Raw genomic sequence first — 23,984 nt, 5'->3', positions numbered from 1 at the left:
CCTCAAGGAAAGCACTTGACCCTCTTGCCAACCCATGAGAAGAAGTCAACAAGCGAAAGAAGGAGACACTTTAGCCAGCAGGCTCTATATCAAGACTGGTAAGGAGGCCGAAAAACGCTTCTCTTCTTAAAATCGGCTAAAACCAACCCAATACCTACGGGAAGTAGAGGAATTTGACAGTTTCGTTCATATCAGGAGGCTCACCGCGCTCCCGCGGAAAGCGAGTGATTCCCCGCAGCCTCTCCGCTCACATCGATATAAACTCTTAAACTATTATGTCCTTATTTTGAAGACTAAATATCAACAATCAACTTTAACAGAGCCTTTAACAAAAAACACACCAGCTTATGCTGATGTGTCTTGGGCACGTTTCTGCTTGAAAATCTTCACTCCATAAATGCCCAGGCGGATAAGAATATAAACGGAACAAAAGGCTAAAAACCCATAAATACTCGCCACAGCATCGGCAAATTCCATATTCCCTCTTCCGGTGACTTTTTGTTGGATCTCAACCGCGAAGACAAACACGAGCATCATCGTGAATGCGAAGAGAAAGGAAATCGCCGTAATGCTCAACTTAGCCAGGTAATGGAACAGGACGTCAACAAATAACAAGCCGAAGATCCCTAGTATTCCTATGACCCAGAAGTGAAGGTCTTTATCTGTCAGGTTCCAGCCAAGCGCCTGAGTGACTTCCATTAATACATCATGCCACACATTCACAAGTTCAGCTAAAAGCAATATGACTTCTCTCATTTAATTTCTCATTCCCCTTTAACGTTCTATAAAACTTATATATTCAGTTACTCTACCATAAATAAATGAGAGAGAACATAAAAAAAGAGACTTTCTCATGAGAGAAAGTCTTAAATATAGCCTGCCTGGTCGAGTTCCGCAGCTTTCCTGTGGAATTTATAATAAACCGGATAAGCTCGTGTATAACAAAGTTGGATGACAGGACCTAAGAAAAGCATCGGCGCAAGCGTTCCTATTCCGACCGGTCCACCGATCAACAGGGCAAGAGCTGTCATAATTACCGCTACTGTCGTTTGACCTGCCTGGATGCTCATATTGAAACGGGCACTTACTGCAAGGAACAGTTGATCGACTGGGGCACGCGGGAATTGAGGCAGAATGTAAATGGCTACCCCCAGCCCTATAATCGCTACTCCTGCCAGCAATGCTGCGACTTGGAGTACAAAAGGTGCTGTGGAAAGGTCCACGTTAGCGAATACGATTTCCAGCCAAAAGTCTAAAATCAGGCTTTCTAAAAACACGGGTAATACGGCTCGATATTCTGGAAGTTGCTTCATGAGTTTAGCGTTAATTAAAATGATGATCAGTTGGAACGCTCCATACCAGAAACCGACGGTAAAGCCGAGTTTATCAGATACTCCGATGAAGAAAGCTGTCCAGAAACCTGCACCTAAAGTGGCGTTGATCAACAAAGCTACTCCAAAAAAGTTGATGAACATTCCAAGCAGATAAACGAATGAACGATAAAGCATGACGAACTCCTCCCTTCTTTCCATAAATTTCATCGGTGACTTTTGTCACCAATTTCGAATTCGTGACCACATTCTATTAGCGATTGTTTTACGCGTCAATCATAAAATACTCAATGAAATGAAATTTTAATATTCAGTTAACAAATCGCTATACTCCTTGCCAGCACTGGGCTATAGCCGATGTTAAAACCAGCTTATTTTAGAAAGAATTTCATGAGAACGGTATATCTACTTCTGTTGTTAGAAATGGGAGGTCAGGAATGTCACTCGCTTTCCAGGGGGATATAGCTCTCAATTTTCAGAGGAAAAAAAACACATAATGAAGGAGAATCGTCATAAAATTATGTACTTATAATCCTTATGAAATTACACATGATTATTATTAACAATGACATTCCATGACTGTAAACTCTCAATTTTACTAATAGGAAGGGGCGTTCATTTTATACCTATGGGCTGGCTTGGAAACGGCGAGACTCCCGCGGGAGAAGGGACTGGGCGAGATCCCACAGGGCGATAGCCCGAGGAAGCTTGCCGGTTCCCCCGCAGGAAAGGGAGTCGTTTCCAAGCCAGCCCTGACTTTTTTCGAAACGCCCCCGCCTTTGAGGAAAATATTTTTATTAATATACGCTGTAAGATGCGCTTACTTTTTGAAGATAAAAAACCACCTCAGGCTTTAAGCCCGAGGTGGTCGTTGTACTTTTATTTATGTTGGTGAACGTTAGTGGATGACACCTTTGATAATTTTAATCCAGCCGAAGAATGAACACCAGAGAGGAATGCTTAGAAGTAAGGACCATCTCAACCCTGTCAAGAAATCGTCTTCCTTAAACATGACGATGCCCTCCATTCTTTTAATATCTTGCTACCTACTTGTAGTGTACCCGCATTCTTCACCTTTTATAACATCAGCGGGTTAAACTACATTTTCTCATAAAAAGCTCCTGACGTATGTAAGGCAATAGTCAGGAGCTTAATGAAGACCTACGTTGTATTTTCAGCAATTTATTACAGGGCTATAGACTCGAAAGATGGAGGGTCTATTCCTTTATTCATTCATCTTGGCTGATCCTGCCGTTTTCAAAATACATAAAAATCCATTTATCTAGTTCTCAAGTTCACCTCTGGACAATCTATCAACAAAATAACAAAAATTCCGCTCAGAGGGATCCTTCATACATGAACCTCATCATCACATGAGCAGCCAGCCGGCTCGTAATATCCCGGACATCTTTGGACGGATCGACTTCTACAATATCCATCGCTTTCACTTTCGGATGAGCGGCTGCTTGAGCGACACTCGCCAATAATTCGCGGCTGGTCAATCCGCCGGGACCGACCGCCGGGCAGCCAGGGGCGAATGCCTGGTCGACTGCATCCATATCGACAGATAAATAGATCATATCTACATGCTCACTCAAACGTTTGACTTCATCTGAGACGATTGAATTTGCACCAAGTAGATCTACATCCCCCATCGAATATACCTTCACCCCTTTTTCTTTCGCATAGTCTGAATAAGCTTTGGCGTTCGAATAATCCCGGATTCCTACTTGGACAAGATCCTTTCCAAGTAATACTCCGGATTCTATTAAACTTCGAAAAGGAGTTCCATTTGTGCGTCCACCATCTTCCAAGTTCCTCAGGTCATGGTGAGCATCCCATTGAATGACACCGATCCGTCCGTATTTTTTATGAAACGCCGATATGGATGGGAAACTTACTCCATGATCGCCTCCAAGCATGATATATCGGTCACACGAATTGGTGTCCAGCATTTCTGAGACGCTTTGGTTCAACCGCTGTAAGGTTTGCTTCAAGTCTGTCGGATGAACTTCAACATCCCCGAAGTCAAGCCAGAGGACATCAGCAAAATCGTGATTTTTCTCTCCTGAATACGTACTGAAGGAACGTAGAGCCGCGCGAATCGTTTTCGGTGCTTCAGCTGCCAATGACATAGAAATGGAAGATTTGGATGATGGAAGGCCGATGACTCCGATGTCTGCTTCCATCCCTTCTTCATATACGAGGCGCGTCTCATCTACTTTGGTCGTATGACGATCCTTGAACCGGGCATCGCCTTTAGGATTGAGGAACTGAAAAGACATGAGCATCCCCCCGCTCCCAGATCTTCTCGCCCCTCTTCATGACGAGATTCGCATGGTTCACCCCATAATGATAAGGAATGTAGGAATAGTTCGGAACATCCCATAAAACAAGATCTGCATCTTTCCCGACTTCCAGACGTCCGGCATCTTCTCCTTTACCAATCGCACAGGCGGCATTGACGGTGACCGCGTTCCAAATTTCTTCTGGTGTCATTTTCAATTTTAATCCTGCAAGCGACATAATCATCTGCAGGTTTTCTGTCACACAACTCCCCGGATTGAAGTCTGTGGCTAATGAAACAGCCGCTCCGCTGTCAATCATCGCCCGCGCCTTGGCATATTCATCTTTCCCGAGGTAAAAAGTTGTTCCCGGTAAAAGGACGGCGATCGTTGATGAATCTGCCAGCGCCTGTATTCCTTCATCAGAGGCAGCGACAAGGTGATCAGCAGAAATAGCGCCCATTTCTACGGCGAGCTCTGTTCCACCCAGGGAGTCAATTTCATCGGCGTGAATTTTTACATCGAGTCCCAGTTCCAGACACGCTTTCATGAACCGCCGAGATTGTTCTACTGTGAAAACGCCCGTTTCACAAAAGATGTCCGCACAGCTGGCTAAATCATCTCGAACAACATCATCCAGCATCCCGATCATTTCACTTAAAAATTCATCGGGCCTGTCTTTATATTCAGGTGGAAGGGCATGAGGGCCGAGAAATGTAGAGACAATATCCAATGCTCCTTCCTCTTTCAGACGGGAAACAACCCTTAACTGCTTCAGTTCCGTCTCCCGATCGAGTCCATACCCGCTTTTGGCTTCTAAAGTCGTCACCCCATGAGAAGCCATCCGGTTTAAGAAGAATTTCGCTTTTTTCAATAATCCTTCTTCGGAGGTCGCCCGTGTCGCTTTGACGGTGGAAAGAATTCCTCCACCTTGTTTTAAAATCTCAAGGTAAGGGACGCCCGCCTGCTTCATCGCAAGCTCTCCTTCCCGGGAACCACCAAAGACCAGATGTGTATGTGGATCGACGAGTCCAGGGGATACGACCCGGCCCATGGCATCAATCACCTGCCTGGCTTCCATTTGAGCCGCTTTTTCATTTTGACCGATCCAGGCCACTTTCCCGTCCTTGATTGCAATCGCTGCATCTTCAAGAACGACGAGCTGTTTCATGTCCTCCCCTTTCAAAGGCCCTTCTGCAGGTAGTAAAAGCTGTCCGATCCGGTTTATGAGCGTATCGTAAATCATGAAACAAAACCTCCTATTTATTCATTGGAATATCAATGTTATGCGTTTCTGCCATAGCTTCCGCTTTTTCATATCCTGCATCAGCATGACGGATGATGCCCATTCCAGGGTCTGTGGTCAACACCCGCTCCAGCCTTTCTTTGGCCAGATCCGTTCCGTCTGCGACGACCACCATTCCGGCGTGAAGCGAATACCCCATTCCTACTCCTCCGCCGTGATGGAACGAAATCCATGAACCACCCGCTGCTGTATTGAGCATCGCATTCAATACAGCCCAGTCTCCTACGGCGTCACTTCCATCTTTCATCGCTTCTGTTTCCCGGTTGGGAGAAGCGACAGACCCGCAGTCCAAATGATCCCTTCCGATGACGACAGGAGCCTTGAGTTCTCCTTTTTTCACTAATTCGTTAATGGCGACGCCCATCTTCGCCCGCTCTCCGTATCCGAGCCAGCAAATACGGGAAGGCAGTCCTTGAAATTGAACTTTTTCCTGTGCCATATCAATCCATCTAATCAACTTTTCATTATCAGGAAAAAGCTCTTTGATCAGTCGATCCGTCCGATAAATATCTTCTGGATCGCCGGATAAGGCCGCCCATCTGAAAGGGCCTTTCCCTTCGCAGAACAATGGACGAATGTAAGCAGGAACGAATCCAGGGAAGTCAAACGCATGTTTTACGCCTTCATCCTTTGCCACCTGCCGGATATTGTTGCCGTAATCGAACACCACTGCCCCTTTTTGCTGGAACGCGAGCATCGCTTCTACGTGTTTTGCCATAGAACGTGAAGCAAGCTGGACGTATTGATCAGGATCATTTCTTCTCAGTTCATCTGCTTCTGATAAAGAATACCCCACCGGAACATAACCATTCAACGGATCATGGGCGGACGTTTGATCGGTCACGATATCAATCTCTACGTCCGCATTTAAAATCCGGTCATGGATTTCAGCCGCGTTCCCCACTAAACCGATCGACAAAGCGTGACCTTTATGTTTCGCCTCTTTCGCCCATCCGATAGCTTCGTCCAGAGATTCTGTCATTCGGTCACAATAACCGGACTGAATCCGCTTCTCGATTCGTTCTTTGTCCACCTCTACGGCTATGACGACTCCTTCATTCATCGTCACAGCTAACGGCTGAGCTCCTCCCATTCCACCGAGTCCTGCCGTAAGGGTGAGAGTCCCTTTCAAGGATTTTCCGAAATGTTCTTCTGCAAGAGCCGCAAACGTTTCATAAGTTCCCTGCAAAATCCCTTGTGAACCAATATAGATCCAGCTTCCCGCTGTCATTTGGCCATACATCATCAAGCCTTTACGGTCCAGTTCGTGGAAATGCTTCCAGTCGGCCCATTTCGGTACAAGGACGGAGTTTGATAACAACACTCTCGGGGCAGCCTCGTGGGTTTTAAACACGCCGACCGGCTTTCCTGATTGGACGAGCATCGTTTCATCTTTTTCTAGTCGTTTGAGCGTAGAGACAAGCGCATCAAAAGCTTCCCAGTTCCGAGCGGCTTTTCCGATCCCTCCATACACCACTAAATCTTCAGGTTTCTCGGCAACCTCAGGGTCGAGATTATTGCAAAGCATACGAAGTACAGCTTCTTGTTCCCAGCCACGACACTCCAATTGTGTACCCGTACTCGCTTTTACATTACGCGTAATCGACATGTTCATTTCCTCCTTTAGTGATTGAGTTCCACCTGTTCCATGGAAAATGATCGCTTTTCAACCATGCGGTCATTTTTTCAATATCGTAGGAAAAGATACGATCTTCTGTAATACTCGGGACGACCGTCCGCGCGGCTTTCCATAATTCTTTGGTTGCAGGAGAAGATCTATCAAGACCTCGATATTCCAGTGCCTGCAGCGCGCAGATCAACTCGATCGCAAGCACCCTATAAGCGTTATCCAAAATATTGGCTGCATGACGAGCACCGATCGTACCCATACTGACATGATCTTCCTGATTGGCTGAAGAAGGAATGGAATCTACGCTTGCCGGGTGAGCGAGTGTTTTATTTTCGGACACAAGAGAGGCAGCCGCATACTGCATGATCATCGTGCCCGACTGTACCCCTGGGTCGACACTCAAGAAAGCCGGGAGATCATTCAACTGCGGGTTGACCATCCGCTCGATCCGCCGTTCAGAAATGTTGGCAAGTTCACTGATGCCGATCTTTAAGAAATCCATCGCTAAAGCTACCGGCTGACCATGAAAATTTCCTCCAGAGACGACGATGTTCCCGTCTTCCAAAATCAACGGATTATCCGTAGCTGCGTTCATTTCTATTTCCAGCTTTTCACGAACGTAACCGAGGCACTGCCACGTAGCTCCATGCACCTGCGGGATGCACCTGATCGAGTAGGCATCCTGGACCCTTTTTTCTCCTTGGTGGGTAAGCAGACGACTCCCGTTGGTAATCGTCCGGATTCTTTCAGCGACTTCGACTTGTTCAGGATAACCTCGTGCTTCATGAATCGCAGGGTGAAAAGCATCTATGATGGCTTCTAACGATTCCAGAGTCATGGAAGCCGTCCAATCGCTGATCAATGCAAGCTGTTCTGCTTCGAGGTAATTGATGACCCCGACAGCGGTCATCGCCTGGGTTCCATTAATGAGGGCAAGGCCTTCTTTCGCCTTCAGCTGAATCGGTTCGATATCGAGCTGTCGATAAACGTCTTCTGTCTTTTGAATTTCTCCTTTGTAATACACTTCTCCTTCTCCGATCAGTACCAAAGCTAAATGAGACAATGGAGCTAAATCACCGCTCGCTCCAAGCGACCCCTGGCAGGGAACCCTCGGATGGATTCCTGAATTGACCAGATCACGGAGCCGTTCAACGATGATTTCGCGGACACCGGAAACTCCTTTCAGTAAGGCATTCAGTCGTAATACGACCATCGCTCTGCTGATCGTTTCAGAAAAATCTGCACCGACACCGCATGCATGAGAACGAATGAGGTGAAGCTGCAAGAGGTCCACTTCATCAGCAGGGATTCGGACATCACTCAATTTTCCAAAGCCTGTGTTGATTCCATACACTGTCTGTCCGGAAGCGACGATATCATCGACGACTTTCCGACTGGCACGGACCCGTCTTAAACTTTCAGGCGAAAGAGCTATTGAAGCCCGTTTCAGACAGATTTCTTTCATCTCTTCTAAATTCAATTGACCTCCGTTCAATACAATCATGTTCCTCCCCCTTTCTAATCCTTCTGTTAAGGTGCATTGACATAAGGAATTCATGGGCTTTTTCTAAAAAAAAGAGGCGACAATGGCATAGAAATACCATTGTCGCCTCCTCATAACTTATGACTGTAGGCCACTTACTTCTTATATATGATTGACACCTAGTCCACATGTCTCATGTTCCAAGCCTTTGACCGGTGCTCCGATTGTTCCGTAAAAAGCTACGGCTATCCATTCTCCTTCTTCCTTTTGGTCATACGGAGTTCCCCGTACGATAGAAAAACGCAGCCCGACGGTCCGCATCATGTTGCCGACACCCAGTTGTCCGCGCATCACTCCTTCAAGTGATTCTAAGATGGCATGATATAAGGCATGGGTTTCCCTGTAAACATCCTGAGCGATCAACCCATTCCGTTTTGCGGCTGTTTCAACGGCTGCAATGATTTTCTGAGTATCCATCGAACCTGCTTTCCCGATGCAGTACTTAACCTCTTCCAATTTTTCTGAAAATGGCTCCAGTTCATCCGGTGAAAGCGTTGCGGCCAAAAGCGCAAGTTTACCAATTTGAGTTTTCTGAGACATCCTATTCACCACATTCGTCTACTGACTAATTACTACTTAAATTGTAACCGTTTTCTTAAATTTCTGTCAATACATGGCACACCATTGATCAGAGGGATGCTTGATTATTTAACATTGAAACAAAAAAAGCGACCCATTCAGAGTCGCGATTTTTTATAATATGAGTAAAAATGAGCCGGTAATTATCAATAGCGTTCCCACTACCTTTTTAACTGAAATCACTTCTTTTAAAAAGAAATAAGAAATCACCAAAGTCCAAATATAGGTGATGGAAGTGAGTGGAAAAACTATGGTATAGGGCAAATAATTCAGCGTAATTATATTTAATATTGCTCCTACTCCATAGAAAAAACCTCCAAGACCAAGATTCAAAATTAAGTACCGACTAACATTGAAGCCATTTTGGGACGCTTTTTTAAAAAAGTACCCTCCTACAGCTCCGAAGAGAGTAAAAACTAATATGACCAACAACCAATTACTGATGATCTCCACCCCCTATAAGAGCGGCCCCGACGATAATGAGGAAAGTTCCCAGTAAATTACTTTCTGTGATGGACTCTTGTAAAATAACTGAACCGAAAAACAAAGCGAATACATAGCCTATGCTTAAAAGGGGATGTAGTACAGATAAGCTCCCGAACCGAAATGACACAATCATTAAAACAGCCCCTAAGAAATAAAGGAAAAAACCTATGAAAAGAAAGTAGTTGATCTCTCCTTCTGACATTTTCCAAAACATTTGACCCAGCGCAGTTTGAAGAGAGGCCAGTATCATCAGGATTATTCCTATTCTATTTTCTTTTAGTGATTTTTTGAAACTACTCATGTTCAACCTTCTTTTGACTTGAATTGTACTTAATGAATACTATCCCAACCATAAAGAATGCGGTAAGAACGTTTGCAAATTGATACCTGAAATCCTGAGCAGGTGTAGCAAGGAGCATCGTACCGCTATTCAAAAGAACGGGTAAAACGATCAGCAATGACCTTCCTCCTGTTTTGATAGCTAAAGCTGCAACTGTTAAAAGGATGATACCCGTATACACAGCTGGTCTTAAGACGACTTCCTTCAAGTACATTTCCACTCTTACTAGATTGTCGTTATAAAACTTATATATCGTGTCGTTAAGAGGGTTAGTCTTTAAGTTGTAATCATTGTATAAATACAAGTTTCTGGCATAAGTACTCGTATAACCATCTTCAGGTTGGTTGATTTGCCATATGATCGAAGTCTGATCCAAATACGCTTCAACAGCCAGCCCGAAATTGTTAGAAACTATAGAAGCCCAGGTCGATAAATACTTACCGAAATCTTTGAATATCACTTCATGATCATAATGTGCATCGAACTTTATATCATCGGTCAAATACGGATTATAGTTCTTCTTCCATAATTCCAGTGGTAGTATTTTATTCAGATATTCCTTTTGATCTGTCGTCAGTTCCCCATCTTCTTTTATGATGTGTGCAATTTGTTGCGTTGGGATACTGAGAGCTTCGTTCGGACTTGTAGATGTAACATCCATGTAATCAAAGAAAGGACCGGTAATCATGAAGTAACTCGCCCCGACTACCAATAGGGTAACTAATAAACGCTTGTAATACGGTAAGTAAGCGAACAATAAAGATATACCTATCACTATGAAGATAGGAAGTCCATTACTCCTCATTAGACAAATAGCTAGTGATGTAATCATCAAAATTGCTGTATTCCTATTTGAACCAAGCCATCGACCTCTTGATGAGACAATGTTAAAGATAAGTATTGTATATAAAAATAGAAAGCCACTGAAGAAAATATCTTTCCATATTGCTACAGGAAAAATTCCATTCAATGGATAGAGTGAAAATAAAACAACCCCTACCCATACCCACTTCACAGGCATGCCACGCTTCTCAATACTATACCCGGCATAGCCGGCAAAAATGGCTAAAATGATTATTTGTGAAAAAGCTACAATGGCTGGTGATTTCCAAATGGATGTTAACCCCATAATGTACCAAGTGTAAACAACGGGATGCCAGTTGCTGAAATCATGAGTATGTATCTGCTCCCAATGTGATAAAGAATCCGGAGTCATAGTTCCCGGGTAATAAGCGATCAAATACATTGACCACGCAATGATGGGGAGTACAGAGTACAAAAGAATTCTTGTTTTACGGACATTTTTGTATGCCGACGGAACGGACCAATCCACCAGCTTAAATAGCAAAATGATCGTATATGCTAAAAGAGCTACATAAGAAACCACCATTGTGTAGAACAGCATATACCAAGGGTAATCAAACAAATATTCGGAGGAGCTTTTTAAACTCCACATCATGATAAATGAAAAAATAATACTGAATACAATTACCTTTGGTTGTTTCAGGAAATTAATGACCCTACTCCAATTATCACCTACAGTTTTGAATACAAATGAGTTTAGGATTAAAAAGAATCCTAAACTCATTAAAATCACAGCAAATGAAGTGGATTGAACGCCTTGGTACAGTGAAATGAAAGCAAAAGTCGTAAAGACAGATATTATAGCTGAAAATAAAAGTAAATATCTAAGCCTCATAACGATGTTCCTTCATTTCCTGCTTGATTCTGTTCAATTCCCATTCAAATTGTTTCTTGAAGTTTGCTGCTACTGTATCTAATATTAAGCCACATGCAAATGATAGTACGGATAAGATGACGAGACCTACAGCTAAAATGGCAGAAGGTATCTTCGTAATTAACCCTGTATTGATGAATTCAACAATGACAGGGATACCAGATAATAACCCCAATACTAAAAACACGATCGCCCAGAACGAAAAGAACATCATAGGCTTATATTCTTTGAATAGTGTAAAGATCTTATTTAATACTTTATACCCATCGCTGAAAGTATTCAGCTTGGATTCACTGCCTTCAGGCCGGTCTTTATATTCTATCGGAATTTCTTTAATAACGAATTTTTTATCCAAAGTATGAATAGTCATTTCTGTTTCTATTTCAAAGCCAGGGCTCATGACTGGCATCGATTTGACGAACAATCTATCAAAAGCGCGATAGCCGGTCATTATATCCCTAAGGTCGCTTTTATATAAGAAATTAATTAAATTACGGACGAGATTATTTCCTAAGTTATGAAATTTACGCTTGTTCTCATCCGTATACGTACCATTTGATAAACGATCCCCAATAACTATATTAGCCTCTTGATTCTTTAAAGGCTCTAGTAATTGATGTACGAATTTTGCAGGATACGTTCGATCACCATCGGCCATAACATAATAATCCGCGTCTATATCACGAAACATGGAACGGACTACATGACCCTTCCCCTGCCTCAATTCTTTTTGTACAATCGCTCCGTGTTTTTCTGCAACTTCTGAAGTGCGATCACTTGAATTATTATCATAGACATAAATATCAGCGTCAGGAAGTTCTTTTCTAAAGTCTTCTATAACTGCACCAATTGTTTGTTCTTCATTATAACAAGGTAAAAGAACAGCAATTTTCATTCTCATAACTCCTTTAAAAATACTAAAAATTAGATAATCTGGATAACTTAAAAAATATAACATAAAATTTTACATAATTCTACAAAACTTCTATTTCCCTCTTCAATTAATAAAAAAACATTAATCCATGAGAATAATCATAGATGGCCGATGCCCTTTAAAGGTTATAGATAAGGTCTTTACCTGTAAACTATAATTCTTGGCAAAAAGGTCGAATAGTTGTATCTTTTTTGGATAATTTGTAAGTTTTTCACTATTATTCGTTCCTGATATCGTTTTCATGAAGTATAATAGAAAAGGTTGGAAATCGACTAAAAAATATGGGGAGGAATTCTTTTGCATTTCTTAAAGAAAAGTTTACTTGGGGTATTCGTCATCCTTTTAGCAATGAGCGGTTTCAATGCTGCCGAAACTTCGGCTGCTGAAAAGACGACGAAAATCACGATCCTACATACCAATGATTCACACGGTCGTGTATTTGAAGGAAAATACGATGGAATGGGATTCTCTAAACTAGCGACTCTAGCAAAACAAAAGCAAGCGGAAAATCCGAACACGCTGCTGTTGGATGCTGGGGATACGTTCCACGGAACACCTTTCGCCACGCTTGAAAAAGGTGAGAGTATCGTAGAAATCATGAATCACCTTGATTACGATGGGATGGCAGCTGGTAACCACGACTTCAACTATGGACAAGACCGTCTGCTGGAACTTGCTGACTTGTCAGAGTTCCCTGTAATCAGTGCCAACGTCCGTTATCAAGATTCAAACAACCAATTGCTCCCTACTCACTTCATCCAGGAAGTGGACGGGGTGAAAATCGGAGTATTCGGTCTAACCACTCCGGAAACGACTTATAAGACCAATCCTAAAAACATTGAAGGTTTAGCATTTACGGATATCGTCGAAGAAGGTAAAGCGATGGTCAAAGAATTGCAGTCGCAGAACGTCGATCTCGTAATCGCTCTTACCCACCTTGGAACAGATGCATCCAGCACAGAGACTTCTATTAAATTGGCTGAAAATGTAGACGGGATCGATTTGATTGTAGACGGCCACAGTCACACGGTCGACAACATCAATAAAAATGGTGGAGAGACTTTGATCGTCAGTGCCGGAGAATATACAAAGAACCTTGGCATTGTAGAATTGGAATTCGACAGCAGTAAAAAGCTGATTTCCAAAGAAGCAAGCCGCGTAACGAAAGAAGAAGCAAGTGATATCGTCAAAGACTCAGAGACGGAATCGGTTATCAATAAGATTAAAAAAGAACAGGATCAAATCATGTCAGAAGTCGTCGGCAAATCCAACGTCATTCTGAACGGTGAGCGCAACTACGTCCGTACAGGGGAAACGAATCTAGGAAACTTGATCACGAATGCGATGCTTGCGGAATCCGATGCCGACGTAGCCATCACGAATGGTGGAGGCATCCGTGCTTCCATCGACACGGGTGAAATTACGCTTGGGGAAATCATCAATGTTTCTCCATTCGGAAACTACTTGGTCACGAAAAAAATGTCTGGAAAAACAATTAAAGAGGCTCTTGAGCACGGAGTGAGCGATTACCCTGCCACTAAAGGTGCCTTCCCTCATGTAGCTGGGATGAGTTTTTCAATTGATCCAAAGGCTGAAGCAGGACAACGTGTGAAAGATTTGATGATCCAAGGTGAAGATGTTCAATTGGATAAAGTCTACACTGTAGCAACCAATGACTTTTTAGCTGCGGGCGGAGACGATTATGGAATGTTCGTCGACACGGAACTGGTCAATGAATATGACGCTTTGGAAGAGATCATGAAGTCTTATATCAAAGCGAATACACCGATTGAACTTGGGGATGAAAACCGAGTCAACATTGCTCTCCCATTCACAGATGTGGATCGTAGTGACTGGGGATATGACCATATTGAGGACTTATACGGCAAAGGTATCTTCAATGGAGTGTCGGAAACGATGTTCGGTCCTCATCACACTCTGACACGAGTGCAGCTGGCTGCTCTTCTTGTCCGCACATTAGAACTTGAAGCTACACAGGAAGCACCATTCAGTGATTTGGGCAAAGCAAGTGAAAGCATGCAGAAAGAAATTTCTGCCGCTTATGAAAATGGCTTAGTCTTCGGTTATGAAGATAATACTTTCCGCCCTCATCAGGCTGTCAAACGCTTTGAAATGGCATTGATGATTCAACGCGCCTATGAAAAAGCGATGGATACAACAATCGGCGGTACAAACAATCTGCCTTTTGAAGACCTTGATGGTGTAAGCAGAGATGCACTTGATGCGATTCAGGACGTTTACTTCTTAGGCTTCATGACTGGTCATGATGAAACGACATTTGAACCTTATGGGGATGCGACTCGTCAACAAAGTGCTAAAGTCATGGATTTGTTTTTACAGTCCGTTGAATAAAAAGCGCAAAGCTGTTTTGCAGTAATGTAAGAAAACCGGGGACGAAATCATATATGATTTCGTCCTTTTTTATTGTTGTATGAATTGGGAAGCATTCAAATATAGTTCGCTCATATTTGAATGCTTCCTTCCCTTACTAGAAATGAAGATAAAGGATTACATCAGTAATTTAGTAGAAAGCGTATATTTTTAATAAGATACAAGTAAAGAGGGAGGATTATCATTGGAGTATTATAAATACTTAAGACAGTATGTCGGCCATAAACCTATTATTTTACCTGGTTCTGTCGTCATCATCTTGAATGAACAGAATGAAGTGTTATTTCAAAAGAGACACGATGGAGGCTGGGGACTGCCGGGCGGTTTAATGGACTTGGGTGAAAGTTTTATCGAAGCAGCTAAAAGAGAGGTGTATGAAGAAACAGGATTAGTAGTAGAAAACTTAAAATTACTGGACGTATTCTCTGGATCCGATTATTACTTTAAAGTTTCAAATGGTGACGAATTATATTCCGCAACCGCGGTTTATTACACTCATGATGTAAGTGGAGAAATGAGGATAGACGTTCATGAATCTATAAAAATACAATACTTTCCTCTAAGTAATCTTCCTGAAGGATTGACCGACGAGTATAAGGGATTTATAGAACGATACATAGCTTTGAGTGTATAAGAATAGTTTCTTGCATGTAAAAAAACGCTCAAGCGTATTTCTTCAAGCGTTTTTCTAAGTTGAGCTGATGAACTCAATGACTGTTATCTATTTCATATTTTGCGACATAAGGAAAGAAAATGATAGCCAATAGTAATATTATCAGCATAACTCCTATTCCGACCAATGTAGGAAGGTAGTTCATGGCCATTGTAAATCCTACCACTCCAGAGAAAATGCTGAATATAAAAGAAGTTCTTTTTGTAATGACATGAACGGTCCCACAATTTTCACAGACCAGGGGTTTATACGTCCAACGTATAGCCTTTTGTATTTCTTTCCATGAAAATTGATAACCGCAGTTTTCACACTTTTGTATACCCAAAAAAACACCCTTTCTCATGGAACTTTAACATACATTCTCTCATAGTTACGTTTGAAATTTGTACCATTCTTATGAATCAAACATATAAATTGTTAATTCTGCTGTTTATATTGCAAAGCTTTCTTACAAGGCCACTCCTCCTGGATTGTCGATGTCCCGGCCCTTTATTTAAGATGAGTGTGAGAGGGAAGGGAAAACAGTCCGCTTTCCGCGGGGAACGCTGAGCCTCCTCAAACTCCGTTTTCCGGGGTCTCACCTGTTCCTTTTTCCCGCAGGAGTCTCCCCGTTTTCCCTTCCCTCTCTTTCTAAATTGGTTTAACGGACTTCGCTATATCAAGGTATATGGTTTTTCCGTACTTCCTATTTTTCAGGGCGGTAATAGCTGTTTCAGCCCCCAGGTGGACTAACAACACCATTAACTGAGACAACTTGTAAAAAAAGAGACCAAATCTATAATGATTTGGTCTCTTAATAAGTATCATGCCCCACTCCAAAACCGAACATTTCGCATCAGCTTGGAGTGGTCATGATTTGTATTTTTATGTTATTTGAAAAGCATGATCTTACCAACTGTACCATCGTCACTTTCACCCAGCACACGTACTTTCATTCCATACTGAGGAATGTCACGGCCGGCATCAACCAATCCTTCATTCAAGTAATTTTCACTGTCATCGAATAGTGGTGTGCGTTTTGTGTAGTTATCTTTCAATGTTATGCCATATAGATCTGTATAGTCTAGATGCATCTTTTCCGTTTTATCTAAACTGAAGGCTGCATCATGGACTTGGAAACGTGTAGAAGCAACAGAACCATCGCTCCATTTGTTGATATGCTGATCTGCATCGACGACACCGACGAAGCCTTCTCCTGGGTGTGCGCCTGTCCAGTTTTCAGAATACGTTTCATCCACATACCATACGACCAGTCCATCATCGAAAGTCATCAAACTGTCTCCACGGCGGATGTTATCCAGTCCGCGGTCCACGCCATTATGGCTTCTCCATTCCAGCATATAATAATGCTCCGCACGCTTGATTCCATCACTCTTTTCGAAGCCGTCTAGTGTGAACAACGGTTCTCCTTCAGCATCATCCGTCCATTGTGGTTGACCATCGACAATAAGAGAAAGCTGATCCGCATAAAAACCTGGTTCAGAAACCGCTGCATCCGTCACATATTCGATGGCAACTTCAACTTTTTCACCTGCATAATCGGACAGATCGAAGGTAACATCCTGCCATCCATTCGATGTACCCGTAATCCCATTTCCAAGATTAGAACCATGTGGGTCTTCATTTGTCGTAATTTCACCCGGAATCGGCTCGCCATCAACGGTTACGTAAGCATAATCCCAGTCTTTTTCAATCTGGTACCACGCGTTGAAGTCGAATGAAGCATTCGAAGCATCCGTCAAATCAACAGTCTTCTTCAAATAGGTGTGAAGGTTATCACCACTTTGAGAGAAATATTCGGTATCCCCTTCGGCCGGCTCATTGATCACCGTTTCTTTTATAGGAAGGTTGACTTTGACGACATCATTATTCGTACCCTTTGTAACTGCTTCATCCAATAACAGCTCATGACCATCTTCATTGATGTCTTCTACATCAATTTCTGTTCCAGTCAGCCAGTTCCCCTGTGTCCCTTGACTATCAATCACAGCGGAAGATTGCAGCATCTCCTTTGCGTAAGGGCTGAATCCTGTCGGCATCGTACCAGGAATTTCACCTGCCCAGCTGCCACTGGACATGATTGACCAGTAACTTACCGGTTCTCCTGCTCCTGTATAACCCGTATCATATTCATCCGGTAGTCCTAAATCATGACCGAATTCGTGAGCCATGACCCCGACTGCTCCGTCTTCGGGCTCAATCGTATAATCAAAAGCTGCCATCTCTCCTCCCCAATAAGGGACTTCTGCTTTGGTGCCTTCGAGAGGAGTAACACCCTCTAAATTCCAACGGTGAGACCAAATCGCATCTGATCCTAATGAACCGCCACCTGCTTCTTCACCGACACCAGAATGGATGACCATCAAGTGATCGACAAGACCATCAGCTTCAAGATAGTCGCCGTCTTTGTCTAAATCATAACGATCCCATTGGTCATAGTCAGAAACATTTACATTTGGATCTTTGGCAGCTTTTTGAAGGGCTTCTTTTACCAGTCCACGAGCATCAACATCACTTCCGTCTTCTGTCGGGTAGTTTCCGCCGTACTCCGCTGCCGGTTTTTCTGCTGTATACCATCCGGCTACTTCACCTTCCACAGAATAACTGCCCCCGGATTGTTTTTCATAATATTGCTTCATAGAAACATAAGTTTCCCCATCAGGGCCGGTCCAGCCGCCGTTCCCGAACAGCATGTCCTGATAGTGTTCTCGTGAATAAGCATTTTCTCCATCATAATACATATCCGTTTCTTCTTTTGATAGCGTATTATGAGGCTTATCCGGGTAATCAATCAGAAGGACAAGCACTTTATCCGTACGCTGCTCCCCATTCCATTTCTCTTCTTCCACTGAATCTATGTTTTCTTTTTTGGATTGGCCAAGCTTGTTACCATTGCCATTTTTCAAGCTGTTTTTGTTCATGGATTCTTCTAACTTTTCTTTATTGTTCTTTCTTTCTTTATTCATTTCGCTTTTTTCTTTTTGAGCATGTTCAGATTTATTCTTCAAAAACTTTTTCAACTTCTTATCAGCTTCCTCGGGAGTTGCATTCTCCGCTATCGTGCCGTTCTCTTTCAACATTTGAATGAGCCGCTCATCATTGGCGATTGCCAAATCAAAAGGTGATCCCCCTTCGTGGTGTGAGCTATGATTTTTTTCTGATGAAGTCACCGGGCTTTGCATTGCACTTGCGCTCATCGGTCCAATGGCTAACGTGAGAGCCAGTGCAGAGGTGATTATTCGACTATATTTTTTCAAATGATAGGTCTCCCTTCCCGTTTTTTGTAAAAAATTGGTTCGATTCCTAACCTATCAAAATTTTCACACATTAATCAATGATAAATTTACTATTTTAGAAAAATAATAAATTTCTACTAAATCCATGTTTTGGATTTGTTTGAATCGGGTATTTGTAAGTTTTTCCATATAGTCAAAAGGCTTTTCAGCTTAATTTATTTATTTTTTGAGCATATATAATCTATTCTGCTTCTATATGTCTATAATCGCTTATATGTATGAAAATACTCCTACATACGACAATTATCATTGGTGGAACTATGAAGTCCCTCCAATGAAACGGGTATAAAAACCTACGTCTAAAGTTACCTTTAACAAATAAAAAAACCTTGAGGAGAATCCTCAAGGTTAATGATTTTGATTCAATTTCAATACCAAACGATAAAAAGCTGAGAATGATAGAAAAGCAATGATGGTTCCCGAGAATATCGGAATCAGCAACGGAAAGATTGCAAGACTCAAATACAATATTATACCCGTACTGATGAACATCGCTAAAAACATGACAGGACTCGTCAACGTAAGCAAAAGACTCTGTTTCAGCGTATCTTTGATTTTCAACTCATAATGGACTGTCACACAGAAATAGGTGAGATTGAAGACAAACAATATAATACCCATGATCAGAAAAAGGTTTGTCATCCAGACGTTATGGTTTGAGAAATAGTAGATGTCTGCTGCTAAGATGATCCAAAGAATTGTAAAAAGGAAGCCGCTTTTCAAGCTCGTTTTATAATTTTGTTTATAGTAATAGAAATAACTTTGGTCCGGGATTTCACCCTGATCAGATCTCACCCATTCTCTCGCTTTCGCAAACATTGCCGTTGTTGCCGGGAAGAAAGTGAGGGGTACGAACAAAATAAGTGGAACCAGTAAAATTAAGACCTCATCAACAGATTGACTGTTCAACATACTTATCAAGATCAATGCTGTCGGAAGATTGAATAGCGCCCATTGCAGATTCACGAGCGAAAACCGCATGATCCACTCGCTGACGGCATATAGACCCCCTTTAACTCCTGATGTTTGGTTCATACTCCTCACCTTTCCTCATTACTAATAGATTTTACGTTTCTATGCCCACCACATCTCCGCAGCAGGTTCTTCAATCATGACAGCTTTCAAGTTTTTGACTGCCTGACTGAAGCCTTCATCGATTGACATGATCGGATCTTCGTGTTCAATACTGATCGCGTGGTCATAGCCATACGTACGTAAAGCACTGATGATATTGGACCATTCCTGAACACCGTGACCATAGCCTACAGAACGGAAACTCCATGCTCTCGTTTTCACTGCTGAATAAGGCTGCATATCTGTCAGTCCATACATATTCACATTATCCTGGTCGATATATGTATCTTTGGCATGGAAATGATGAATGGCATCGGCATTTCCAAGAATTTTAATGGCGGCTACTGGATCGATTCCCTGCCACCACAGATGACTCGGGTCCAAGTTGGCACCGATTGCGTCGCAGGTCGCTTCGCGAAGTTTCAACATCGTATAAGGCGTATGGACGAGGAAACCGGCATGCAGTTCAAGTCCGACTTTAACACCGTGATCTTCTGCGAACTTCCCTTGTTCTTTCCAATAAGGGATCAACTTTTCATTCCACTGCCATTCTAACATGTTGGAGTACTCTTCAGGCCATGGGGTTACAGGCCAGTTGGGTGCTGTATCATTTTCATGTCCACCAGGAGTTCCGGAAAAGGTGTTGACGACTGGGACACCCATCAAACTCGCGAGCTTCACGGTTTTCACAAAAGCTTCATGTGATTCTTGTGCGAAGGATTCATCCGGGGAAATCGGATTTCCGTGACAGCTGAAAGCACTGATCGTCAGACCACGTGCGTGGACCTTATCCAAGTACTCATTCCGCTTTTCTTCACTTTCTAACAGCTCATCCACCTCACAGTGAGCATTGCCCGGATATCCACCTGTCCCGATTTCTACCGCTTTCAAGCCGGATGCCTGGCAATGATCAAGCATTTCTTCAAACGATTTATCAGAAAATAATACTGTAAATACTCCAAGTTTCATTTTCATTCTCCTTTACATTTTAATGATAGTGCTGACTCATAAAATAAATTTCCAATGTTGTGTAAGGTCATTTAATCCTGGTCCGTTGCGGTAATAGTCATAGGGCAGGCTTGGAAACGACTCGCTTTCCTGCGGGGGACCTGGCAAGCTTCCTCGGGCTAAAGCCCTGTGGGATCTTGCCTAGCCCCTTCTCCCGCGGGAGTCTCGCCGTTTCCAATCCCACCCAACATTATTGTTGCGAACGGACCTTTTTCTATTGTGATTGAGACAACTGCAAAGGGATACCACACAAAAACGGTATAAAGAAAGATTCATCTTTATAAAATTTAATTTCCTTAAAGTAGTTGGGAAAAATTAATTTCTCAAGTTTCCGTTCTTCTTAATAACTAAAGGAGGTCTGGGAAATCGGGAGACTCCTGTGGGATAAACATGTCAGATGAGACCCCGGAAGACGGAGTCTGAGGAGGCTCAACGCATGCCCACGGAAAGCGAGTGATTTCCCAGACCTCCGCAATCCATTTATAATAACGGAAACTCTCTCAATCTCAAACTTAAGTATATCCACTTTGAACAGAGTTACTTAAGTGAAATACTCGTCCCTTTTTCACTGCTTTCATAGATGGCTTCCATCAATCGGGTGACTTTGAGGGCTTGTTCGGGTTTGACGACGAGTTTGGCTTCGCCGAGGCAGCTGTCTACGAAGTTTTTCGCTTGTAAAAGTCCAGGATCCGGTTCGCCTTCCCTGATTTTCGCCGTGCTATCGAACAGTGCTCCGTACTTTGCCTGGTAGAGTTCAAACGGGTACACGCTTAAGCCGCCATCCACACCGGAGATGCTTAGTGTAGTATGATCTTCTTTTATATTCGCTGCCCAGGAGCACTCGAACTGCATGGAAAGTCCGTTATCAAACGTAATATAGCTGGTCACATGATCATCTACATTAAATGACTCGTGATCGAAAGCTCCCCAGTCATTGACTTGTCCTGGTGTTTTGCTTAAACGGTCATATGTGCGGCCCATCACTTCGACTGGTTTTGGATCGTCCAATAACCAAAGGGCAAGGTCCAGAAGGTGACAACCGAAATCGATCAAACTCCCACCGCCCTGGAGATCTTTATTGGTAAACACGCCCCAGCCAGGCACTTTCCTTCTTCTCATAGCTTGGACCCGCGTTACAAGAGGATCACCGATCTCCTTGTTTTTGACTGCTTGTTTCGCAAGCTCCGCTTCAGGAGTATAGCGGTAGTGATAGGCAACCGATAATAAAGCACCGTTTTTTTCTGATGCCTGAATCATTCTCTGACATTCATCTGTCGTAATCGCCATCGGCTTTTCGACAAGGACGTGGACACCCGCTTCTAAAGCTGCAATAGCAATTTCTGCATGGAATTTGTTCGGTGTGCAGACAGTGACGGCATCAACTTTCTCGAATAAATCCTGGTAATCATCCGCTACATGAGGAATATCAAATTTTCGCGCTGCACGTTCGGCCCTGGATTGGTCCACATCGTGAACAGCGGTTAGAGATACTTTATCGGCAAGCAATTGGAAAGAAGGGATATGCCGGTCCTGCGCAATCCCCCCAACTCCAATCACTCCCATTTTCAATCTGCTCATTTATTGACGCTCTCCTTCGTGCTCACCACACCTGATTCACTGGATTGGACAGCGGCAAGAATGACTTCAAGGGACTTCATTCCTTCTTCCCCTGTAATCAGGATTTCTCCGTTTTTCCAAACACCATTTACAAAATGATCGATGACATGAGAATTGGATTGTCCGCCCTCGTCATTGGATTGTATTTTGCCGAGTTGATAATTGACGACATCCCCGTTATTGAACTCCGCTACTAACGAGTAATGCGGATGATCTTCCAGGCGCAGGGTTCCATTTTCACCATAGATGATGGTCGAATTATCTTCACTTGTATTGTAAGCCCAGCTCGCGGCCATCGTTCCGATTATTCCGTTTTCAGAACGTAAGATGCAGACGGCGTTATCATCGACGGTACTATTTTCTTTTGCATTCCCTTCCACGAAGCCGGCAACATTCACGAATTCCTCACCAAGGATATAGCGGAGCAAGTCTGCTTTATGAACCCCGAGGTCACCCATAGCGCCGATAAAAGCCTGGTCTTTTTTGAAGAACCAGCTGTCTGCTCCATCCACACTCCAGCCTTCAGGCCCACCATGACCGAAGGCCGTGCGGAAACTGTAAACTTTCCCGATTTCTCCCGCTGCAATCAATTTTTTCGCTTTTTGATGAGATGGTACGAAACGCTGGTTATGAGCGATCATAAGTTTCTTCCCGTTTTTCTCAGCTGCAGCAATCATACTCTCGGCTTCTTCTTTCGATGTCGCCATCGGCTTTTCACAGAGGACGTGACAACCAGCGTTCAAAGCCGCATTTGTAACCGGGGCATGTAAATAGTTCGGCAGACACACACTCACAGCGTCCACATTTTCTTTTTCCAATAACAATTGATAATCGGTATATGCTTTAGCTCCGTATTGTTTGCTGATTTCATCCACACGGTCCTCGTTAATATCACAAACGGCTGTCAGTACCACATCTTCATTGGCTTCATACTCAGGTAAGTGACGGTGCTGAGCGATACTTCCACAACCGATGACGGCAACTTTCATTTTAGACATTCGATTCATCTCCCTTATTTCGTAGTAATCGTTTCAAGCGGCTGGGCATTTCCATAGACAGGGGTTGGAGTCTGACGGTTGTCCACCCATTTCACACCATTCCGGATGACCTTTTGAACTTCTTTATTGTAATAAGTAGGGTACGTTTCATGCCCCGGACGGAAATAAAAAATCTTGCCTTTTCCTCTTCGGAATGTGGCTCCACTTCTGAATACCTCTCCACCTTCGAACCAGCTCAAGAAAATCAGTTCTTCGGGTGTAGGGATGTCAAAATGTTCCCCGTACATTTCCTCTTTTTCAAGCTCTATGTATTCTCCGATTCCTTCTGTGATCGGGTGACTTGGATCGACCACCCACAACCGTTCTTTCTCCTCTGCCTCGCGCCATTTCAAGTCACACGATGTCCCCATAAGCTTTTTGAAAACTTTAGAGAAGTGTGCCGAATGTAAGACGACCAGACCCATCCCGTCCAGCACTCTTTGTTTCACTTTTTCAGCGATGTCTTCTCTCACTTCTTCATGCGCCATGTGGCCCCACCAAACGAGGACATCCGTTTGATCCAGAACCTCATCGGTCAAACCGTGTTCATCTTCATCCAGTGTAGCTGTCCTCACGTTTTCATGGTCTTCCCCAAGGAAGTCCGCAATGACTCCATGAATTCCTTCAGGGTAAATGTCAGCAACTACAGGGTTTTCTTTTTCGTGCCTATTTTCATTCCACACTACTACATTCAT

General features: G+C 43.1%; 20 protein-coding genes. 2 read left to right on the top strand and 18 right to left on the bottom strand.

The genetic code is table 11. The features are described from left to right. Positions 1-345 precede the first annotated feature (345 nt). From LCL89_RS15970 to LCL89_RS15920, 11 genes are all read right to left on the bottom strand, one after another. A complete protein-coding gene (locus LCL89_RS15970; protein WP_224810905.1) occupies positions 346-756 on the bottom strand; it encodes a hypothetical protein in 411 nt (136 codons plus the stop codon). A 110-nt stretch (positions 757-866) separates the two neighbouring features. Beyond that, complete coding sequence (locus LCL89_RS15965; protein WP_224810904.1) at positions 867-1,508, bottom strand: YczE/YyaS/YitT family protein; 642 nt, start codon at positions 1,506-1,508, stop codon at positions 867-869. Positions 1,509-2,668: 1,160 nt separating this feature from the next. Continuing rightward, on the bottom strand, positions 2,669-3,616 hold the full coding sequence (gene hutG, locus LCL89_RS15960; RefSeq protein ID WP_224810903.1) for a formimidoylglutamase: 948 nt from the start codon (positions 3,614-3,616) through the stop codon (positions 2,669-2,671). Beyond that, entirely contained in the window at positions 3,591-4,862 is a 1,272-nt protein-coding gene (gene hutI / locus LCL89_RS15955) for an imidazolonepropionase (protein WP_224810902.1), read from the bottom strand. Before hutI ends, hutG begins: the two co-directional genes overlap by 26 nt. 13 nt (positions 4,863-4,875) lie before the next feature. Further along, on the bottom strand, positions 4,876-6,531 hold the full coding sequence (gene hutU / locus LCL89_RS15950) for a urocanate hydratase (RefSeq protein ID WP_224810901.1): 1,656 nt from the start codon (positions 6,529-6,531) through the stop codon (positions 4,876-4,878). Then, positions 6,515-8,056: a histidine ammonia-lyase gene (hutH, locus tag LCL89_RS15945; RefSeq protein ID WP_224810900.1), complete on the bottom strand. Its 1,542-nt coding sequence runs from the start codon at positions 8,054-8,056 to the stop codon at positions 6,515-6,517. The genes hutU and hutH overlap by 17 nt, the downstream gene beginning before the upstream one ends. A 141-nt stretch (positions 8,057-8,197) precedes the next feature. Continuing rightward, entirely contained in the window at positions 8,198-8,635 is a 438-nt protein-coding gene (gene hutP, locus LCL89_RS15940) for a hut operon transcriptional regulator HutP (RefSeq protein ID WP_197317260.1), read from the bottom strand. Between the two features lie 153 nt (positions 8,636-8,788). Further along, a complete protein-coding gene (locus tag LCL89_RS15935; RefSeq protein WP_224810899.1) occupies positions 8,789-9,127 on the bottom strand; it encodes an EamA family transporter in 339 nt (112 codons plus the stop codon). Continuing rightward, positions 9,111-9,461 carry an EamA family transporter gene (locus tag LCL89_RS15930; RefSeq protein WP_224810898.1) on the bottom strand — a complete coding sequence of 117 codons (351 nt, stop codon included), beginning with the start codon at positions 9,459-9,461 and terminating at the stop codon, positions 9,111-9,113. The genes LCL89_RS15935 and LCL89_RS15930 overlap by 17 nt, the downstream gene beginning before the upstream one ends. After that, a complete protein-coding gene (locus LCL89_RS15925) occupies positions 9,454-10,959 on the bottom strand; it encodes a DUF6020 family protein (protein WP_224810897.1) in 1,506 nt (501 codons plus the stop codon). Before LCL89_RS15925 ends, LCL89_RS15930 begins: the two co-directional genes overlap by 8 nt. A 229-nt stretch (positions 10,960-11,188) precedes the next feature. Next, the gene (locus LCL89_RS15920; RefSeq protein ID WP_224810896.1) at positions 11,189-12,133 is read right to left on the bottom strand and encodes a glycosyltransferase family 2 protein; all 945 of its coding nucleotides are present in this window, start codon (positions 12,131-12,133) and stop codon (positions 11,189-11,191) included. A 336-nt stretch (positions 12,134-12,469) separates the two neighbouring features. Between LCL89_RS15920 and LCL89_RS15915 the strand changes: the two genes are divergently transcribed. Then, positions 12,470-14,545: a 5'-nucleotidase C-terminal domain-containing protein gene (locus LCL89_RS15915; RefSeq protein WP_224810895.1), complete on the top strand. Its 2,076-nt coding sequence runs from the start codon at positions 12,470-12,472 to the stop codon at positions 14,543-14,545. 223 nt (positions 14,546-14,768) lie between these two features. Beyond that, positions 14,769-15,218 carry an NUDIX hydrolase gene (locus LCL89_RS15910; RefSeq protein WP_224810894.1) on the top strand — a complete coding sequence of 150 codons (450 nt, stop codon included), beginning with the start codon at positions 14,769-14,771 and terminating at the stop codon, positions 15,216-15,218. 73 nt (positions 15,219-15,291) lie between these two features. Here LCL89_RS15910 and LCL89_RS16895 read toward each other — a convergent pair whose 3' ends face one another. The 7 genes from LCL89_RS16895 to LCL89_RS15875 form a co-directional block, all read right to left on the bottom strand. Continuing rightward, positions 15,292-15,600 (bottom strand): TIGR04104 family putative zinc finger protein, encoded by a 309-nt coding sequence (locus LCL89_RS16895; RefSeq protein WP_224810893.1) that lies wholly within the window; start codon positions 15,598-15,600, stop codon positions 15,292-15,294. Between the two features lie 526 nt (positions 15,601-16,126). Further along, positions 16,127-18,514, bottom strand: a complete 2,388-nt coding sequence (locus LCL89_RS15900) for an immune inhibitor A domain-containing protein (RefSeq protein WP_224810892.1) — start codon at positions 18,512-18,514, stop codon at positions 16,127-16,129. Positions 18,515-18,901: 387 nt separating this feature from the next. Then, complete coding sequence (locus tag LCL89_RS15895; protein ID WP_224810891.1) at positions 18,902-19,588, bottom strand: YesL family protein; 687 nt, start codon at positions 19,586-19,588, stop codon at positions 18,902-18,904. 39 nt (positions 19,589-19,627) lie between these two features. Then, positions 19,628-20,596: a sugar phosphate isomerase/epimerase family protein gene (locus LCL89_RS15890; RefSeq protein WP_224810890.1), complete on the bottom strand. Its 969-nt coding sequence runs from the start codon at positions 20,594-20,596 to the stop codon at positions 19,628-19,630. A gap of 576 nt (positions 20,597-21,172) precedes the next feature. Further along, a complete protein-coding gene (locus LCL89_RS15885) occupies positions 21,173-22,213 on the bottom strand; it encodes a Gfo/Idh/MocA family protein (protein WP_224810889.1) in 1,041 nt (346 codons plus the stop codon). Beyond that, a complete protein-coding gene (locus LCL89_RS15880; RefSeq protein WP_224810888.1) occupies positions 22,210-23,250 on the bottom strand; it encodes a Gfo/Idh/MocA family protein in 1,041 nt (346 codons plus the stop codon). Before LCL89_RS15880 ends, LCL89_RS15885 begins: the two co-directional genes overlap by 4 nt. Before the next feature lie 14 nt (positions 23,251-23,264). Beyond that, positions 23,265-23,984: a ThuA domain-containing protein gene (locus tag LCL89_RS15875; protein WP_224810887.1), complete on the bottom strand. Its 720-nt coding sequence runs from the start codon at positions 23,982-23,984 to the stop codon at positions 23,265-23,267.

Origin of the sequence: Halobacillus yeomjeoni (genome assembly GCF_020171525.1) — a bacterium.
In the GTDB taxonomy this organism is placed as follows: Bacteria; Bacillota; Bacilli; order Bacillales; family Halobacillaceae; genus Halobacillus; species Halobacillus yeomjeoni.
Note: the sequence above shows the minus strand (reverse complement) of the source record. Positions and strands in the feature narration are given on the sequence as shown.

Excerpts from the sequence above, each read along its gene's own strand:
- LCL89_RS15970 (WP_224810905.1), bottom strand. The coding sequence starts at position 756 with ATGAGAGAAGTCATATTGCTTTTAGCTGAACTTGTGAATGTGTGGCAT.
- LCL89_RS15965 (WP_224810904.1), bottom strand. The coding sequence starts at position 1,508 with ATGCTTTATCGTTCATTCGTTTATCTGCTTGGAATGTTCATCAACTTT.
- hutG (WP_224810903.1), bottom strand. The coding sequence starts at position 3,616 with ATGTCTTTTCAGTTCCTCAATCCTAAAGGCGATGCCCGGTTCAAGGAT.
- hutI (WP_224810902.1), bottom strand. The coding sequence starts at position 4,862 with ATGATTTACGATACGCTCATAAACCGGATCGGACAGCTTTTACTACCT.
- hutU (WP_224810901.1), bottom strand. The coding sequence starts at position 6,531 with ATGTCGATTACGCGTAATGTAAAAGCGAGTACGGGTACACAATTGGAG.
- hutH (WP_224810900.1), bottom strand. The coding sequence starts at position 8,056 with ATGATTGTATTGAACGGAGGTCAATTGAATTTAGAAGAGATGAAAGAA.
- hutP (WP_197317260.1), bottom strand. The coding sequence starts at position 8,635 with ATGTCTCAGAAAACTCAAATTGGTAAACTTGCGCTTTTGGCCGCAACG.
- LCL89_RS15930 (WP_224810898.1), bottom strand. The coding sequence starts at position 9,461 with ATGAGTAGTTTCAAAAAATCACTAAAAGAAAATAGAATAGGAATAATC.
- LCL89_RS15925 (WP_224810897.1), bottom strand. The coding sequence starts at position 10,959 with ATGATGTGGAGTTTAAAAAGCTCCTCCGAATATTTGTTTGATTACCCT.
- LCL89_RS15920 (WP_224810896.1), bottom strand. The coding sequence starts at position 12,133 with ATGAAAATTGCTGTTCTTTTACCTTGTTATAATGAAGAACAAACAATT.
- LCL89_RS16895 (WP_224810893.1), bottom strand. The coding sequence starts at position 15,600 with ATGAGAAAGGGTGTTTTTTTGGGTATACAAAAGTGTGAAAACTGCGGT.
- LCL89_RS15895 (WP_224810891.1), bottom strand. The coding sequence starts at position 19,588 with ATGAACCAAACATCAGGAGTTAAAGGGGGTCTATATGCCGTCAGCGAG.
- LCL89_RS15890 (WP_224810890.1), bottom strand. The coding sequence starts at position 20,596 with ATGAAACTTGGAGTATTTACAGTATTATTTTCTGATAAATCGTTTGAA.
- LCL89_RS15885 (WP_224810889.1), bottom strand. The coding sequence starts at position 22,213 with ATGAGCAGATTGAAAATGGGAGTGATTGGAGTTGGGGGGATTGCGCAG.
- LCL89_RS15880 (WP_224810888.1), bottom strand. The coding sequence starts at position 23,250 with ATGTCTAAAATGAAAGTTGCCGTCATCGGTTGTGGAAGTATCGCTCAG.
- LCL89_RS15875 (WP_224810887.1), bottom strand. The coding sequence starts at position 23,984 with ATGAATGTAGTAGTGTGGAATGAAAATAGGCACGAAAAAGAAAACCCT.